The sequence below is a fragment of the Streptomyces sp. NPDC058308 genome (assembly GCF_042880275.1).
GTDB lineage: Bacteria > Actinomycetota > Actinomycetes > Streptomycetales > Streptomycetaceae > Streptomyces.
Map to the genome: position 1 here is coordinate 42,592 of NZ_JBHVZA010000005.1, position 14,980 is coordinate 57,571.

Sequence of the window (14,980 nt, forward strand, 5' to 3'; positions counted from 1 at the left end):
CCGCGTTAAAAGAACCTGCCGAAACCGGGTGTTACCGGATGTAAGGCTTGGGGTGGGGTGTGAACGTATGGTGAGATCACTTGATGCGTTCCCCCCACCGCATAGCCACGCATCCTTCGGATGCCCCACCCGACGTCCGCGACGATCGCCCGAACGACACCGCTGAGCTGCCCGCCGCCACGTACGTCAATCCGTACGACGAGCTGGCCGCGCTCGCGCCGAATCCGCTGGAGGAGTTCCTCCACGAGGAGAAGGACGAGCCCCGCGCGGAGGCGCCCTGGACGCCGCCGAACCACCGCCGCGGCGGTCGGGGCCGGGGCCGCGGCCGGGGCCGTCGCCGCAGCCGTTTCGCGGGCCTGCCGCTCGCCGCGAAAATCCTGGTCGCCGTCCTCGTCGCCACCGCGTTCCTCGGGCTCGGCGACCGCTGGGCGCTCCTCTACGCCGAGCACGAGGCGGCGGAGAAGCTCAAGGACCAGATGCACCTGAGCGCGGCGCCCGAGGTCGACATCGAGGGGTTCCCCTTCCTCACCCAGGTCTTCGACAAGCGCGTCGACAAGGTGAAGGTGACCGTTCCGGACGTCGCGGCCGACCGCGTCTCCCTGGCCAAGGTCTCCGCGACCGCCACGGACGTGACGATCAACGGCGACGGGCCCACCTCGATCACGGGCGCCAGCATCGGCGCGATGGAGGGTGAGGTACTGCTCTCCTTCGAGGACCTCAACCGTGAACTGGGCGCGTCCCAGGTCACGTTCACCGGCCACGGCCACGACCAGGTCCTCGCGCGCGGCACGCTGCCCGTCGCGGGCCACGACCTGAAGGTGCGCGCCGACGCCCGCATCCAGCGCAACGGCGACCGCGGCGTCTCCACCGACATCGGCGGCATGAGCCTGCAGCTCGGCGACCTGGCGACGTACCGTCCCGGCACGCGCGAGAAGGAGGGCCTGCACCTGTCGAAGGACTCCGCGGACCGCGTCGCCGAGGAGACGTCCAAGGCGAAGGCGCTGCTGTCCGTACCGGCGATCGTCCAGCGGCTCGGCGTGCCGGACAAGGTGGTCCGGGGGGCCCTGAAGAGCGACGCCAAGCTGAACGAGCTCACCGGCTCGCCGAAGTTCGTGAACGACGTGATGGGCCTCAACCTCATCGACGTCGCCATGGGCCACCCCGAGCTCCTCAAGAAGCTCGGGCTCGACCCCGCCCTCCTCGATGGCCTCGCGGGTCTCACCCGCCCCATCCTCGCCGACCGCCTCACCCTCGCCTTCCAGCTGCCGAAGCTGCCGGGCGCCGGGACGATGGCGCTGCAGGACGTGAAGGTCGAGAAGGAGGGCATCCGGGTACGGATCGCGGGGTCGGGGATCGGGCTCGGCCACTGAGGGGTCGGCCGACCTGCACCGGCCACCTCCGTACCGGTCACCTCCGTACCGGTCACCTCCGTACCGGTCACTGCCGTACGGGTTACTGAGCGAAGGCCTCCGGTGCCGACGGCGCCTCGGGAGGCGGCATGGGCGCCCCCGGCAGCCGTACCGAAGCCTCCGTGCCGCCGCCGTCCGCCGCCCGCAGCGCCACCTCGCCGCCGCAACTCTGCACCGTACGCGCCACGATGGACAGGCCGAGGCCCGAGCCCGGCAGGGAGCGCGCGGACGGTGAGCGCCAGAACCGGTCGAAGACGTGCGGCAGTTCCTCCGCGGGGATGCCGGGGCCGTGGTCGCGCACCGTCAGGTGTCCGCGGTCGAGCGTGACTTCCACCGTGCCGTGCTGCGGGCTGAACTTCACCGCGTTGTCGAGGATGTTGACGACGGCCCGTTCCAGCGCGGGCGGCTCCGCCCGCACGTACCAGGGCGCGAGCTCCGCGGTGATGGTCAGCTCGGGGCCGCGCAGCCGGGCCCGCTCGATGGCCGCCCTGGTGAGCTCGTGCAGGGCGACCACCTGGACCTTGCCGCCGCCGTCACCGGCGTCGGGGCGGGAGAGCTCCTGCAAGTCGCCGATGAGCGCGGCCAGTTCGGTCATCTGCGCGGTGACCGAGGCGAGCAGCGCCTTGCGGTCGTCGGGCGGGATGGCCCGGCCCGTCTCCTCACTGCGGGCGAGGAGTTCGATGTTGGTGCGCAGCGAGGTGAGCGGGGTGCGCAGTTCGTGGCCCGCGTCGGCGATCAACTGCTGCTGGAGGTCGCGGGAGGACGCCAGCGAGGCGGTCATGAAATTGAAGGACTCCGACAGGCGGGCGATCTCGTCGTCGCCCTCGACGGGGATGCGCAGGTCGAGGTCCTCGGTGCGGGCCACGTGTTCCACGGCGGCGGTGAGCCGGTCGACCGGGCGCAGGCCGGTGCGGGCCACCCACAGCCCGGCGCCCCCGGCGCCGAGCACGCCGATGCCGGCGACGAGGGCGAGAACGAGGACGAGGTTGTTAAGGGTGTCGTCGACCTCGCTGAGGGGGCGGGCCAAGGAGATCGCGAGGCCGGGGCGGCCGTCCAGCGGGTAGGTCAGGACGCGGTACTCGTCCCCGTTGGACGCGGTGGCGTTGTGGTTGGCGTACCCCGACCCGCTCCGCGCGACCGCCCTGTCCTCCACCGTGACATCGAGGGACTGCTTGCCGATGATGACGCAGTGCCCGGAACCCGAGTCGACGACCTGCACGGTCTCCTTGAAGATGTCGGGGTTGTCGGCGTCGCCCGTGATGATCGTGCGCTGGCACTGCCCGTCCGGACCGACGCGCTCGGAGACCTGGGCCGGGGCCACCTTGGCCTCGCTCAGAGCGTCGTCCAACGAATCCACCAATACGTTCCGCACGACGAACCAGCACGCCACCGCACTCGCGGCCACCGCGAACGTGACGGCCACCGTGACCAGCAGCGCCAAGCGCGAGCGCAACGGCAGCCCGCGGAACCGCCGCACCAGCCCGTTCACTCGCCGCCCCGCAACACATACCCCACGCCCCGCACCGTGTGCACCAGACGCGGCTCGCCCCCCGCCTCCGTCTTGCGCCGCAGGTACATGACGTACACGTCGAGGGAGTTGGACGACGGCTCGAAGTCGAAGCCCCACACGGCCTTGAGGATCTGCTCGCGGGTGAGGACCTGGCGGGGGTGCGCGAGGAACATCTCCAGGAGGGTGAACTCGGTGCGGGTCAGCTCCACGGTCCGGGTGCCCCGCGTGACCTCGCGCGTCGCCAGGTCCATCCGCAGGTCGGCGAAGGCGAGGATGTCACCGTCGGCGGCCTGCCCGGCCGGGGCGTACGAACTGCGGCGCAGCAGCGCCCGGATGCGGGCGAAGAGCTCGTCCAGCTCGAAGGGTTTGACCAGGTAGTCGTCGGCGCCCGCGTCGAGTCCCGTGACGCGGTCGCCCACGGTGTCGCGCGCGGTCAGCATCAGGATCGGCGTGGTCGAACCGGTGGCGCGCAGCCTGCGCGCGGCGGTGAGGCCGTCCATGCGGGGCATCTGGATGTCGAGCACGACGAGGTCGGGGCGGTACGCCGCGGCCTTCTCCAGCGCGTCGGCGCCGTCGACGGCGACCTCCGTGCCGTACCCCTCGAAGGCGAGGCTGCGCCGCAGCGCCTCCCGCACGGCGGGTTCGTCGTCCACGATCAGGATGCGCAGCTGCTCGCGGTCACCGGTGCGGTCGCCTTCGGCGGGGCTCATGGGCTTCGGACTTCCTCGGGTACGGGGTGGACGGGGGCCGCTCTCGGAGCGACACAGGCTCTCAGAGCCTGTCTTTGAACCCCCGCCTGCGCCCCGACGCCCGGCACGCACGCTCGGCGCACGGAGCCCCAGGACAGGTGGCTCCGCCACATGACCTGGAGCTCCGCACACCGATCGCACGCACCGAGCGCCGCTGCGCCCGCGCTTCGCGCGAACGACGGGGGTTCAAAGACAGGCTCTCAGCCTCGCACGCGGGCGCGGGACGTGCGGCGCGCGGCCGGGCGGGTGCCCGCGGGGGCCGCCACCTCGGGGGCGCGGCCCGCCCGCGCGCCGTGCAGGTCCCGCGCCACGGCGAGCGGGAGGCCGAGCCCGGCGGGCCCGGCGGGCTCGGCGCCGGGCCTGCCCCAGCCGAGGGTGGTGGCGAGGGAGTGCCGGACGCGGTTGACGGTGAGGGTGGTGGCGGACATGCCGGCCTCCTGGGATCAGGGTCAGGATCAGGTCTGGGAGCCGGACCGCAGCTTGCCGAGGTCCTGCTTGACGGTGTCGATGGGGATGGCGAAGCCGAGGCCGACGCTGCCCGAGCCGGACTCGCCCGCACCCTGGCTCCCGGCCGAACTGGGCGAGTACATCGCGGAGTTGATGCCGATGATGTTGCCGTTCATGTCGATGAGGGCGCCGCCGGAGTTGCCGGGGTTGAGCGAGGCGTCGGTCTGCAGCGCCTTGTACGTGGTCTTCGACGACCCGGTGTCGCCGTTGAACTCCTGGCCGCCGAACTCGAAGGGCCACTCGCCCCGCGGGTTCTGCTGCTGCTCCTGTCCTTCGCCCGTGGAGACCGTGACGTCGCGGTCGAGGGCGGAGACGATGCCGCTGGTGACGGTGCCGGTGAGGCCCTCGGGGGAGCCGATGGCGACGACCTCGTCGCCGACCTTGACGTTGCCGGAGGTGCCGAGCGTCGCGGGCTTGAGGCCGGAGGCGTTCTTCAGCTGGATGAGCGCGAGGTCCTTCTTGCTGTCGGTGCCGACGACCTCGGCCTCGTACGTCTTGCCGTCGTCCGTGCGCACCTTGACCGACGTGGCGCCCGCGATCACGTGGTTGTTGGTGACGATCTCGCCGTCGCTCCTGGTGATCACGCCGGAGCCGGTCGACTTGCCCTGGCCCGTGGTGGCGCTGATCTCGACGATGCTGGGGCTGACCGCCTCGGCGACCCCGGAGACGGTGCCCTTCCGGCTCGTCGGCACGACGTCCGTGGAGGTGGCGGAGGAGCCGCCGTCCCGGTCGGTGAGCGTCTGCACGGCGTACGCGGTGCCGCCGCCGACCGCGGCCGCCGCGATGGCGACGGCGGCGAGCAGGGCCGCGGGACCCCTGGCGCGGCGCCGCCGCGGGGGCACCTGCGGGGCTTCCGGCGCGTGAGCGGGCGGGGGCGGGTACGCACCGTGCGCGAACGCGCCCTGCGTACCGCCGTGCTGCACGGGCGCTGCCGACTGCTGCTGGGGGTACTCGCCGCTGTGGCGGAAGGTCTCGGTCATGACTATGAGGTTGTCGGCTGTACATGAGAGACGTCTGAGTACGTCCTGAGAAGCCCGGCAGAAGTGCGTATGCCCGATATAAAGGCCCGCCCGGTGAGCCGGTGGCTACGCGCAGCCGCAGGACTGCCGCACGACAAGCCGGGACGGGAACAGCTTCAGCCGCTCCCTGCGCGACCCGGCGACCCGCAGCCCGTCGTCCAGGACGAGGTCCACCGCGGCGCGGGCCATCGCGGGCCGGTCCGAGGCCACCGTCGTCAGCGGCGGATCCGTGAGGCCCGCCTCCTTGACGTCGTCGAAGCCGGCCACGGCCAGCTCCCCCGGCACGTCGATGCGCAGCTCCCGCGCCGCCCGCAGGATGCCGATGGCCTGGTCGTCCGTGGAGCAGAAGATCGCGGTGGGCCGGTCGGGGCGGGCCAGGAGCTCCAGGCCCACCTGGTACGCGTCGTAGCGGTTGTACGGGGCCTCGAAGAGGCGTCCCTCGACCGGCAGACCGGCCTCCCGCATCGCGCGCCGCCAGCCCTCGACGTGGTCGGAGACGGGGTCGCCGACGGTCGGGGTGTCGGCGGTGCCGCCGACGCAGGCGACGTACGCGTGGCCGTGCTCCAGGAGGTGGCGGGTGGCGAGCTGCGCGCCGCCGACGTCGTCCGTGACGACCGCGACGTCGTCGATGGCCTCGGGCCGCTCGTGCAGGAGCACCACACGGGCGTCCCACGCGTCGATCTCGGCGGCCGCCTGGTCGGTCAGGCCGTGGCTGACGAGGATGAGGCCGGAGACCCGCATGCCGAGGAAGGCGCGGAGGTAGTGCGTCTCGCGCTCCTCCACGTAGTCGGAGTTGCCGACGAGGACCATCTTTCCGCGCTCGGACGCCGCTTGTTCGACCGCGTGCGTCATCTCCGCGAAGAACGGCTGACGCGCGTCCGGCACGATCATGCCTATGAGGTCCGTGCGCCGGGACGCCATGGCCTGGGCGACCCGGTCGGGCCGGTAGCCCAGCTCCTTGATCGCTGCGAGTACCCGCTCGCGCGTGGCCGGGGCGACCGGCCTGGGTCCGTTGTTGATGACGTAACTGACGACCGCGGTCGAAGTACCCGCAAGTCTTGCCACGTCATCCCGAGTCACCTTGGCCACGCGCGGAGTCTACGCGGATGGAACTACCGCTGGGCAGGGCGTACGGCGGCTTCCTTCGCCGCGGACTCCGCGGCGGCGGCCGCGCCGGTCGCCGTCCCCCGGTCGTCCGCCCCGGCCCGGGAGGCGGCGGCCTTCGCCTTCTCCTCCTCGGCCGCGCGTTCGACCTTCTCCGGCACGACGAAGCGGTATCCGACATTGCGGACGGTGCCGATCAGCGACTCGTGCTCGACGCCGAGCTTCGCCCGGAGGCGTCGCACGTGGACGTCGACGGTGCGCGTACCGCCGAAGTAGTCGTAGCCCCACACCTCCTGGAGCAGCTGGGCGCGGGTGAAGACCCGCCCCGGGTGCTGCGCCAGGTACTTGAGCAGCTCGAACTCCTTGAAGGTCAGGTCGAGGACCCGCCCCTTCAGCTTCGCGCTGTATGTCGCCTCGTCCACGGAGAGGTCGCCGTTGCGGATCTCCATGGGGGAGTCGTCGCAGGTGATCTGCTGGCGGCCCATCGCGAGCCGCAGCCGCGCCTCGACCTCGGCGGGCCCCGCCGTGTCGAGCAGCACGTCGTCGATGCCCCAGTCCGCGGTGACGGCCGCGAGGCCGCCCTCCGTCACGACGAGGACCAGCGGACAGCCGGGCCCCGTGGAGCGCAGGAGCTGGCAGAGGCTGCGGACCTGCGGCAGGTCGCGGCGGCCGTCGACGAGGATGACGTCGGCACCCGGGGTGTCGACGAGAGCGGGCCCTTCCGCGGGGGCGACGCGCACGTGATGAAGGAGCAGGCCGAGAGCGGGGAGCACCTCCGTCGACGGCTGGAGGGCATTGGTCAGGAGCAGCAGAGAGCTCACCGCCGACCACCTGCCTGGTTCGTCCTGCGGTCGTGCACGTTTCGCTCGCCCATAACGTCTGGTTCCTCCTCGGTCCCTGCGGGAGGGGGTCCCCCTTGCTCGCTGAAGAGCTCGGGGGCGTTTACGGCACTGCTTCGTACTGCGTTCCTATACGTACGCCGCGCTTCCCGCGCCCCGGGAGCCGCGCCGACGCCGTGTCTCACGATGCGGTCACAAATGGCCGCTCCGGAAAGCACGAAAGGACCCGGGGGCTGCGCTGCCCGGATCCTCTGCCAAGGAGAATAGCCCACATGAGTTCCGGTCCGGCAGGTCAATCGGCACGATCTTCTGTGCCTCCGATCACTCACGGTCAGGGTGGCGTTCAGCGGCACGCAACGCTTCGTACACATGACGGAGTGGCCATCGAGGCCGCGTACGACCCCGGACCCGACCCCGCGGGCGAGGTCGCGGTCGTCCTCGCGCACGGCTTCACGGGCGGCCTCGCCCGGCCCCACGTACGGCGCATCGCGGGTGTCTTCGCCCAGCGTGCGGCCGTGATCACGTTCTCGTTCCGTGGACACGGCGGCTCCGGCGGGCACTCCACGGTCGGCGACCGCGAGGTGCTCGATCTGGCGGCGGCCGTGGCGTGGGCGCGCTCCCTCGGGCACACGCGCGTGGTGACCGTCGGTTTCTCCATGGGCGGCTCGGTCGTGCTGCGCCACGCCGCGTTGCACAGGGGGCGCACGGAAGCGCGCACCGACGCCGTGGTCGCGGTGAGTGCTCCCGCACGCTGGTACTACCGGGGGACGGCGCCGATGCGGCGGCTGCACTGGGTGGTCACCCGGCGCGCGGGCCGCACGGTCGGCCGCCTCGGTCTGCGGACGCGAATCCACCCGCACGAGTGGGACCCCGTCCCCCTCTCGCCGGTCGAGTCCGTCCCGCTCATCGCCCCGACGCCGCTGCTCATCGTCCACGGCGACCGGGACCCGTACTTTCCCCTCGATCACCCGCGGATGCTCAGCTCCGCCGCCGAGGGCGGGGCCGAGCTCTGGCTGGAGGAGGGCATGGGGCACGCCGAGCACGCGGCCACGGACGAGCTCGTCGGACGGATCGCCTCGTGGGTCACGGCATCATGGACGTCGGCAACCGCCGACTGAAAGGGGAGTCGCATGGTGAACGGCACCATTCGTTACTGGGCCGCTGCCAAGGCGGCCGCGGGCATCGCCGAGGAGCCGTACGCGGCGGTGACGCTCGCCGAAGCGCTGGACGCCGCCCGCGAGCGGCACCCCGGTGAGCTGGTCCGGGTCCTGCAGCGCTGCTCTTTTCTCGTCGACGGCGACCCCGTCGGAACTCGCAGGCATGAGACCGTACGGCTGGCCGAGGGCGGCACGGTCGAGGTGCTCCCGCCGTTCGCAGGAGGATGAGCGCCATGTCCGATCAGCCCTATGAGGGGTACGAGGGGTACGAGGGGTACGAGGGGTACGACCCGTACGACCCGTACGCGCAGCAGCGGTACCCCGGGCAGCAGCCGTATCCGGAGCAACAGCAGCAGCACCAGCCGTACCCGGAGCAGCAGCCGTACCCGGAACAGCAGCACCAGCCCTACCCGCAGCAGCAGGCGTACCCCGAGCAGGGGTACTACGCGCAGCAGCAGCCCCAGCCGCACCCCCAGCCCCCGTACTACGCCGAGCCGCAGCAGCAGTACGCCCAGGAGCAGTACACCCAGCAGTGGGAGGGGCAGACCTGGGAGACGCAGGTGCAGCCGCCCGCCGCCGCGGTGGACGTGACGGAGACCGCCTACCTGCCCCCGCAGGCGTACGGGCAGCCCGAGCCCGAGCAGGCCCCGCAGCCCCAGCAGGCCCCCCAGCCCCCCCAGCAGCACCGGTCGGCGCCCCCCGAGGCGGAGTCCGGCGACGGTGACGACCCCACGTACGGCCCTGCCACCACCACCGGCAACCCCCGCGTCACCGATGCCCAGCGGGCCCGCGCCGAGGGGCGGTCGCCGGTCATAGAGCCGGGGATGCAGCCCGCCGCGCTGACCGCCCTGCTCGGGCTGCTCCTTGCCGCGGGCGCCGCCGTCGGGCAGTACGCGCTGCTCGTGCCGCTGGTGCTGCTGCAGGCCGTGACCGCCGCAGGGTGGTTCCGGCTCAACGGGATGTGGCCGGCCAGGCAGGGCATCGCGCTCGCCTTCCTCGGCGGTGTCGTCGCGGACGTCGCGCTGCTCGCCGCGGGCAAGGAGAACGGGCCCGCCGCCATCCTCGGCACCCTCGGCGTGTGGGTGCTGCTCGTGCTCGTGCTGCAGCTCCGCAGCCGCGCGGGCGCCGACGAGCGGATGTACGGGCTGATGGCGACCGTGGCCTCGTCCGCCCTCGCGATCGTCGCCGCCGGGCACCTCGCGGCCGCCTCCGACGCCGTCACCGTGGGCGGCATCGCGGTCGCCGCCGCGATCCTCGCCCGCGCGCTGCCGCTGCCCACGGCCGCCTCCGTAGTCGTCGCGCTGCTCGCGGCGGCCGGTGCGGGGATCGCCGTCGGCGGCACCACGGACTACGGCAGCCAGGGCGCGCTGCTCGGCCTCGGCGCCGGGGTCTGCGCGCTGATCGGGCACCGCGTCGCCAGTTACGACTACCCGTCCCGCTTCGTGCACATGACGGCGGGCGTCGCGCTGCCGCTCGCGGCCGCCGCCCCGGTCGTCTACGTGCTCGGCCGCGCCATCGGCTGAGCCCCGGACGCCGCCGCAGGCGATCGTCACAGCTGATCGACAGGTCCCCCGCCGAGCTCTCCGGCCGGGGACCTGTCCTTTAGGCTCGCCGGAACGACAGTTGAGACGGGGGACAAGGTGGGGGAACACCGGACATGAGCAAGCGAGCCGTACGCATACTCCTGATCGTCGTCGTCATCCTCGGAGGGCTCTTCGTGGCGGCCGACCGGCTTGCCGTGAACTTCGCCGAGGGCGAGGCGGCGGAGAAGATGCGCACCAGCGAGGGGCTGAGCGAGACGCCCGACGTCTCCATCAAGGGCTTCCCCTTCCTCACGCAGGTCGTGGGCGGTGAACTCGACGACGTGGAGGTCGGCATCAAGAACTACGACGCCAAGTCGGGTTCCGACTCCATCCGCATCGCCGACCTGACGGCCCACATGAAGGGCGTGGAGTTCTCCGGCGACTACAGCTCGGCGACCGCCGCGACCGCCACGGGCACGGCGCACGTCTCCTACGACGAGCTCCTGAAGGCCAGTAAGGCCGAGCCGGTCGAGCTGCCGCTCGGCGCCACCGGCAAGGTCGTCGGCCTCTCCGACGGCGGCAACGGCAAGATCAAGGTCGAGGTCGAGGTCAGCAAGGGCGGCGCGAAGCTGCCCAAGCCCGTGCACGTGCTCAGCTCGGTCCGGGTCGAGGGCGACGACATCAAGGTCCACGCCGACGAGATCCCCAAGAGCCTCGACGTCCTCGGCGTCGCCATTCCGCTCCCCGAGGGCATGGTCCGCGACGTCACCGACTTCAACCAGAGGATCGACGACCTGCCGGCCGGCATCAAGCTGGAGAAGGTCGAGGCCGCACCGGACGGCGTGGACATGTCCGTGACCGGCTCGAACGTGCGGCTGGCGGGCTGAGAGCGGCGCCCCTCGGATGCCGCGTCCGCAGAACGAGACGCGGTCGTCCGGCGGGCGGATGTGACGGGGGCTACACCGGCCACGGGGTCCCGCCGGGGCGGCTCCGGGCTTCAACGATTCCCACATCGTGGACGATCGTGTCTCACCATGCGGAGCGCCGGTGACACGGCCGCCCCTCCGTCCCTACGATCGGACGCATGCAACGACAGGCGGACCTCACGAAGCGGCGGGCAGTCGACCTGTGCCGCGTCGCCGCCATGCTCTGTCGCACCTTCTAGCGAGGGCCGCAACCCTCGTTTCCCAGGCCCGTCCGACGTCCATCCGGCGGGCCGCCCCCGCGCCGTACGTACGCCACCCGTGCCTCCCCGCACCACCGGCCCGTACCGGCCGCCCCCTCGTGCACCGCAGCACAGCACCGCACCGCCGTAACTGCCCCGGAGGAGAGACACATGAGCCGCAGCGACGTCCTGGTAGACGCCGACTGGGTCGAGGCCCACATCGAGGACCCGAAGGTCGTCATCGTCGAGGTCGACGAGGACACCTCGGCGTACGACAAGAACCACATCAAGAACGCGATCCGCATCGACTGGACCAAGGACCTCCAGGACCCGGTCCGCCGTGACTTCATCGATCAGGAGGGCTTCGAGAAGCTCCTCTCGAAGAAGGGCATCGCGAACGACTCGACCGTGGTCCTCTACGGCGGCAACAACAACTGGTTCGCGTCGTACGCCTTCTGGTACTTCAAGCTCTACGGCCACCAGGACGTGAAGCTCCTCGACGGCGGCCGCAAGAAGTGGGAGCTCGACTCCCGCGACCTGGTCGACGGCGCGCAGGTCCCGAACCGTCCCGCCACGGACTACAAGGCCAAGCCGCAGGACACCTCGATCCGCGCCTTCCGCGACGACGTCGTCAAGGCGATCGGCGCGCAGAACCTGGTCGACGTGCGCTCGCCCGACGAGTTCAGCGGCAAGCTGCTCGCCCCGGCCCACCTCCCGCAGGAGCAGTCGCAGCGCCCCGGCCACGTGCCGAGCGCCCGCAACATCCCGTGGTCGAAGAACGCCAACGACGACGGCACGTTCAAGTCGGACGACGAGCTCAAGGCCCTCTACGAGGACGAGCAGGTCGACCTCGCCAAGGACACCATCGCGTACTGCCGCATCGGTGAGCGTTCGGCCCTGACCTGGTTCGTCCTGCACGAGCTGCTCGGCCAGACCAACGTCAAGAACTACGACGGCTCGTGGACCGAGTACGGCTCCCTCGTCGGCGTGCCGATCGAGCTCGGCGCCAACAAGTAAGACCCCCGGACCTCTCTCTTCCCCCTCAGGAGTACCCATGTGTGGAGCAAAGGCCGGCGGCCCCGACGCTTCGACGATCAAGCCCGGTGAGACGACGATCCAGGGCCAGGTGACCCGCGACGGCGAGCCCGTCACCGGTTACGTGCGCCTGCTCGACTCGACCGGCGAGTTCACCGCCGAGGTCCCCACCTCGGCCACCGGACAGTTCCGCTTCTACGCCGCCGAGGGCACGTGGACCGTCCGGGCGCTGATCCCCGGCGGCACGGCGGACCGTACGGTCGTCGCCCGGACGGGCGGTCTGGCGGAGGTCGCGATCGCGGTCTGACCGCGCGTCGCGGTGTCACCCACCGCACCGAGAACGGCTGAAGGGCCGCACCCCAGGGGGTTGGACGCCACTGGAACGGGGTGCGGCCCTTCGGCTAAGACAGGCTCTGCTAAGACAGGCTCTAAGGCTGTCGCCTGCGTTTGCCGTCCAGCTCGTCCCACCACTCGTCGGACTTCCGGTCCCCGCTGGGGTCGTCCCACCAGCGGTCATCGGGCCCGCGCCGGTTCGCCGTCATCGCGGCAAGGGGCGGGATCACCATCGCCACGACACACATCCCGACGGCCACGGGCATCGACCAGAGCCGCACGACACCCCAGGCCAGGACGAAGAGACCGACGCAGGTCCCCATCATGGCGAAGTACAGGCGGCGCCTTCGCGCGTACATACACCCAGCGTACGTCGCGAGGGACCTCACAGAGAGGGACGGGCGCCGCCCGACTACAGTGGGACCGGCTCTGATACCCGCCCCACCGCTCACCGAGGAGCACCCCGTGCTTGAGGCCTTCTTCTCCGTCCTGCTGGTTCTCGTCTGCGTCGGCGTACTCGCCTTCGCCGGACTGACCGTGAAGAAGCTGTACCAGGGCCAGCGCTGACCCCCACCCCCTCCTCCACAGATCGCCTGAGCTTCCCATGATCGAGATTCCGTCCGACCTGAACCCCGACCTCGTCCCCCTCGCCTTCCTCCTCGGCAACTGGGCCGGCGCGGGCGTCACCGACTTCCCCGGCGCCGAGAAGGCGAATTTCGGCCAGGAGGTCTCCTTCACGCACGACGGGCGCGACTTCATCGAGTACCGCTCGTACACCTGGGTGCTCGACGCCGAGGGCAACAAGGTCAAGCCCCTGGAGTCCGAGTCCGGCTTCTGGCGGATCGACAAGGACCGCAAGGTCGAGGTCGTGATGGTCCGCGACGACGGCGTCGTCGAGGTCTGGTACGGCGAGCTCGCCGACAAGAAGCCGCAGATCGACCTGGCCACGGACGCCGTCGCGCGCACCGCAGCCTCCGGGCCCTACACCGGCGGCAAGCGCCTCTACGGCTACGTGAAGGGCGACCTGATGTGGGTCGGCGAGAAGCAGACCCCCGAGGTCCCGCTGCGGCCCTACATGTCGGCCCAGCTGAAGAAGGTCGTCACCCCCGAGGAGGTCGCGGACATGGCCCGCAACCTCGGCGATCTCCCCGACGACGGCATCGCTTTCTTCAAGTAGGGCCCTAGACTTCACGGTGTGGCGAGTACCGACTCCGACTGGAAGAGCGACCTGCGTCAGCGCGGCTACCGGCTGACGCCGCAGCGTCAGCTTGTCCTCGAAGCCGTCGACGCCCTGGAACACGCGACCCCCGACGACATCCTCTGCGAAGTGCGCAGGACGGCGTCGGGGGTCAACATCTCCACCGTCTACCGCACCCTGGAGCTCCTGGAGGAGCTGGGCCTGGTCAGCCACGCCCACCTGGGGCACGGCGCGCCGACGTACCACCTCGCGGACCGCCACCACCACATCCACCTGGTCTGCCGGGACTGCACGGACGTCATCGAGGCGGACACCTCGGTCGCGGCGGAGTTCACCGACAAGCTGCGCGAGACCTTCGGCTTCGACACCGACCTGAAGCACTTCGCGATCTTCGGACAGTGCGGGAAGTGCCGGGCCGCGGAATAAGCGCGGCGGCGGCCAGGTCGTAGGCTGTGTGAACATGAAGAGCCCCCTGTTGTCCCTGCCCGGCGCCGTCCCCGCCGAGGGCGTGGACGAAGGCGTAGCCGCCCATTACGGAGAACTGTTCCGCGAGCAGCGCGCCCTCGCCGACGGCACCGGATTCGTCGACCTCTCGCACCGCGGCGTGATCGCCGTCACCGGCTCGGACCGGCTGAGCTGGCTGCACCTGCTGATCACCCAGCACGTCAGCGAGCTGCCGACCGGCCAGGCCACCGAGGCGCTGATCCTCTCCGCCAACGGCCACATCGAGCACGCCCTGTACCTCGTCGACGACGGCGAGACCGTCTGGGCGCACGTCGAGCCCGGCACCCAGGACGCGCTCATCGCGTACCTGGAGAGCATGAAGTTCTTCTACCGCGTCGAGGTCACCGACCGCACGGACGCGTTCGCCGTCGTCCACCTGCCGGCCGGCTCCATCGCCGCCGTCCCGGACGGCGTCGTCGTACGCGAGACCGCCCACGGCCGCGACCTGTTCCTGCCCCGCATGGACCTGGCGTCGTACGCCGCCGAGAACGGCCCCGCTGCCGGGCTCCTGGCGTACGAGGCGCTGCGGGTGGAGTCCCACCGCCCGCGCCTCGGCTTCGAGACCGACCACCGCACCATCCCGCACGAGCTGGGCTGGATCGGCACCGCCGTGCACCTGCAGAAGGGCTGCTACCGAGGGCAGGAGACCGTCGCCCGCGTCCACAACCTGGGGAAGCCGCCGCGCCGCCTGGTCTTCCTGCACCTGGACGGCAGCGAGGTGCACCTGCCCGCGGCCGGTACGCCGCTGCACCTCGCGAGCGAGGGCCTTGGAGGGCGGAAGCTGGGGTTCATCACCACGGCCGTGCGCCATCACGAGCTCGGCCCGATCGCCCTGGCCCTGGTCAAGCGCAACGTGCCCCTGGACGCGAAGCTGATCGCCGGCGACACGGCCGCCGCGCAGGAGGTCGTGGTCGAGCCGTAAGAGCCT

Annotated in this window: 18 protein-coding genes; 11 read left to right on the top strand and 7 right to left on the bottom strand. The window is 71.3% G+C overall.

Going from position 1 to position 14,980, the window contains the following annotated elements; all coding sequences use genetic code 11:
- Window positions 1-83: 83 nt before the first annotated feature.
- Window positions 84-1,370, top strand: coding sequence for a DUF2993 domain-containing protein (locus ACFVYL_RS09165; protein ID WP_389714029.1), 1,287 nt, complete (start codon window positions 84-86; stop codon window positions 1,368-1,370).
- Window positions 1,371-1,452: 82 nt separating this feature from the next.
- On the opposite strand, the gene ACFVYL_RS09170 is transcribed toward ACFVYL_RS09165, so the two are convergent.
- The 6 genes from ACFVYL_RS09170 to ACFVYL_RS09195 all read right to left on the bottom strand — a co-directional run bounded on the left by ACFVYL_RS09170 (window position 1,453) and on the right by ACFVYL_RS09195 (window position 7,119).
- Window positions 1,453-2,898 carry an ATP-binding protein gene (locus tag ACFVYL_RS09170; protein WP_389714031.1) on the bottom strand — a complete coding sequence of 482 codons (1,446 nt, stop codon included), beginning with the start codon at window positions 2,896-2,898 and terminating at the stop codon, window positions 1,453-1,455.
- Entirely contained in the window at window positions 2,895-3,629 is a 735-nt protein-coding gene (locus ACFVYL_RS09175) for a response regulator transcription factor (protein ID WP_389714033.1), read from the bottom strand. The genes ACFVYL_RS09170 and ACFVYL_RS09175 overlap by 4 nt, the downstream gene beginning before the upstream one ends.
- Window positions 3,630-3,868: 239 nt before the next feature.
- Window positions 3,869-4,096 (bottom strand): hypothetical protein, encoded by a 228-nt coding sequence (locus ACFVYL_RS09180; protein ID WP_389714034.1) that lies wholly within the window; start codon window positions 4,094-4,096, stop codon window positions 3,869-3,871.
- 27 nt (window positions 4,097-4,123) lie between these two features.
- Window positions 4,124-5,155 (bottom strand): S1C family serine protease, encoded by a 1,032-nt coding sequence (locus ACFVYL_RS09185; protein WP_389714036.1) that lies wholly within the window; start codon window positions 5,153-5,155, stop codon window positions 4,124-4,126.
- 105 nt (window positions 5,156-5,260) lie between these two features.
- Window positions 5,261-6,283 (bottom strand): LacI family DNA-binding transcriptional regulator, encoded by a 1,023-nt coding sequence (locus ACFVYL_RS09190; protein ID WP_389714037.1) that lies wholly within the window; start codon window positions 6,281-6,283, stop codon window positions 5,261-5,263.
- Window positions 6,284-6,306: 23 nt separating this feature from the next.
- Window positions 6,307-7,119, bottom strand: coding sequence for a response regulator transcription factor (locus ACFVYL_RS09195; RefSeq protein ID WP_389714039.1), 813 nt, complete (start codon window positions 7,117-7,119; stop codon window positions 6,307-6,309).
- Window positions 7,120-7,409: 290 nt separating this feature from the next.
- Here ACFVYL_RS09195 and ACFVYL_RS09200 point away from each other — a divergent pair, with 290 nt between their 5' ends.
- The 7 genes from ACFVYL_RS09200 (at window position 7,410) to ACFVYL_RS09230 (ending at window position 12,324) form a co-directional block, all read left to right on the top strand.
- Window positions 7,410-8,255: an alpha/beta hydrolase gene (locus ACFVYL_RS09200; protein ID WP_389714041.1), complete on the top strand. Its 846-nt coding sequence runs from the start codon at window positions 7,410-7,412 to the stop codon at window positions 8,253-8,255.
- Window positions 8,256-8,267: 12 nt separating this feature from the next.
- The gene (locus tag ACFVYL_RS09205; RefSeq protein WP_389714043.1) at window positions 8,268-8,522 is read left to right on the top strand and encodes a MoaD/ThiS family protein; all 255 of its coding nucleotides are present in this window, start codon (window positions 8,268-8,270) and stop codon (window positions 8,520-8,522) included.
- Window positions 8,523-8,527: 5 nt separating this feature from the next.
- Window positions 8,528-9,817: a hypothetical protein gene (locus ACFVYL_RS09210; RefSeq protein WP_389714045.1), complete on the top strand. Its 1,290-nt coding sequence runs from the start codon at window positions 8,528-8,530 to the stop codon at window positions 9,815-9,817.
- Between the two features lie 134 nt (window positions 9,818-9,951).
- The gene (locus ACFVYL_RS09215; protein ID WP_389714046.1) at window positions 9,952-10,704 is read left to right on the top strand and encodes a DUF2993 domain-containing protein; all 753 of its coding nucleotides are present in this window, start codon (window positions 9,952-9,954) and stop codon (window positions 10,702-10,704) included.
- Between the two features lie 197 nt (window positions 10,705-10,901).
- Window positions 10,902-10,982 carry a putative leader peptide gene (locus ACFVYL_RS09220; RefSeq protein WP_351007875.1) on the top strand — a complete coding sequence of 27 codons (81 nt, stop codon included), beginning with the start codon at window positions 10,902-10,904 and terminating at the stop codon, window positions 10,980-10,982.
- 171 nt (window positions 10,983-11,153) lie between these two features.
- Window positions 11,154-11,999, top strand: coding sequence for a sulfurtransferase (locus tag ACFVYL_RS09225; protein ID WP_389714047.1), 846 nt, complete (start codon window positions 11,154-11,156; stop codon window positions 11,997-11,999).
- Window positions 12,000-12,036: 37 nt separating this feature from the next.
- On the top strand, window positions 12,037-12,324 hold the full coding sequence (locus ACFVYL_RS09230; RefSeq protein WP_062773190.1) for a DUF1416 domain-containing protein: 288 nt from the start codon (window positions 12,037-12,039) through the stop codon (window positions 12,322-12,324).
- 121 nt (window positions 12,325-12,445) lie between these two features.
- On the opposite strand, the gene ACFVYL_RS09235 is transcribed toward ACFVYL_RS09230, so the two are convergent.
- Window positions 12,446-12,709: a DUF3099 domain-containing protein gene (locus ACFVYL_RS09235; RefSeq protein ID WP_389714049.1), complete on the bottom strand. Its 264-nt coding sequence runs from the start codon at window positions 12,707-12,709 to the stop codon at window positions 12,446-12,448.
- A 245-nt stretch (window positions 12,710-12,954) separates the two neighbouring features.
- On the opposite strand from ACFVYL_RS09235, the gene ACFVYL_RS09240 reads away from it, so the two are divergent.
- Genes ACFVYL_RS09240 through ACFVYL_RS09250 form a run of 3 tightly spaced genes read left to right on the top strand, consistent with a single transcriptional unit; the run spans window position 12,955 to window position 14,974 of the window.
- Complete coding sequence (locus ACFVYL_RS09240) at window positions 12,955-13,527, top strand: FABP family protein (protein ID WP_355819309.1); 573 nt, start codon at window positions 12,955-12,957, stop codon at window positions 13,525-13,527.
- 18 nt (window positions 13,528-13,545) lie between these two features.
- Window positions 13,546-13,974, top strand: coding sequence for a Fur family transcriptional regulator (locus tag ACFVYL_RS09245; protein ID WP_389714051.1), 429 nt, complete (start codon window positions 13,546-13,548; stop codon window positions 13,972-13,974).
- Between the two features lie 34 nt (window positions 13,975-14,008).
- On the top strand, window positions 14,009-14,974 hold the full coding sequence (locus ACFVYL_RS09250; protein ID WP_389714052.1) for a YgfZ/GcvT domain-containing protein: 966 nt from the start codon (window positions 14,009-14,011) through the stop codon (window positions 14,972-14,974).
- Window positions 14,975-14,980: the final 6 nt, after the last annotated feature.

What these genes read in the sequence shown, in the direction of transcription:
- ACFVYL_RS09165 (WP_389714029.1), top strand. Translation starts at nt 84, where the DNA reads ATGCGTTCCCCCCACCGCATAGCCACGCATCCTTCGGATGCCCCACCC.
- ACFVYL_RS09175 (WP_389714033.1), bottom strand. Translation starts at nt 3,629, where the DNA reads ATGAGCCCCGCCGAAGGCGACCGCACCGGTGACCGCGAGCAGCTGCGC.
- ACFVYL_RS09180 (WP_389714034.1), bottom strand. Translation starts at nt 4,096, where the DNA reads ATGTCCGCCACCACCCTCACCGTCAACCGCGTCCGGCACTCCCTCGCC.
- ACFVYL_RS09185 (WP_389714036.1), bottom strand. Translation starts at nt 5,155, where the DNA reads ATGACCGAGACCTTCCGCCACAGCGGCGAGTACCCCCAGCAGCAGTCG.
- ACFVYL_RS09200 (WP_389714041.1), top strand. Translation starts at nt 7,410, where the DNA reads ATGAGTTCCGGTCCGGCAGGTCAATCGGCACGATCTTCTGTGCCTCCG.
- ACFVYL_RS09205 (WP_389714043.1), top strand. Translation starts at nt 8,268, where the DNA reads ATGGTGAACGGCACCATTCGTTACTGGGCCGCTGCCAAGGCGGCCGCG.
- ACFVYL_RS09210 (WP_389714045.1), top strand. Translation starts at nt 8,528, where the DNA reads ATGTCCGATCAGCCCTATGAGGGGTACGAGGGGTACGAGGGGTACGAG.
- ACFVYL_RS09215 (WP_389714046.1), top strand. Translation starts at nt 9,952, where the DNA reads ATGAGCAAGCGAGCCGTACGCATACTCCTGATCGTCGTCGTCATCCTC.
- ACFVYL_RS09220 (WP_351007875.1), top strand. Translation starts at nt 10,902, where the DNA reads ATGCAACGACAGGCGGACCTCACGAAGCGGCGGGCAGTCGACCTGTGC.
- ACFVYL_RS09225 (WP_389714047.1), top strand. Translation starts at nt 11,154, where the DNA reads ATGAGCCGCAGCGACGTCCTGGTAGACGCCGACTGGGTCGAGGCCCAC.
- ACFVYL_RS09230 (WP_062773190.1), top strand. Translation starts at nt 12,037, where the DNA reads ATGTGTGGAGCAAAGGCCGGCGGCCCCGACGCTTCGACGATCAAGCCC.
- ACFVYL_RS09235 (WP_389714049.1), bottom strand. Translation starts at nt 12,709, where the DNA reads ATGTACGCGCGAAGGCGCCGCCTGTACTTCGCCATGATGGGGACCTGC.
- ACFVYL_RS09240 (WP_355819309.1), top strand. Translation starts at nt 12,955, where the DNA reads ATGATCGAGATTCCGTCCGACCTGAACCCCGACCTCGTCCCCCTCGCC.
- ACFVYL_RS09250 (WP_389714052.1), top strand. Translation starts at nt 14,009, where the DNA reads ATGAAGAGCCCCCTGTTGTCCCTGCCCGGCGCCGTCCCCGCCGAGGGC.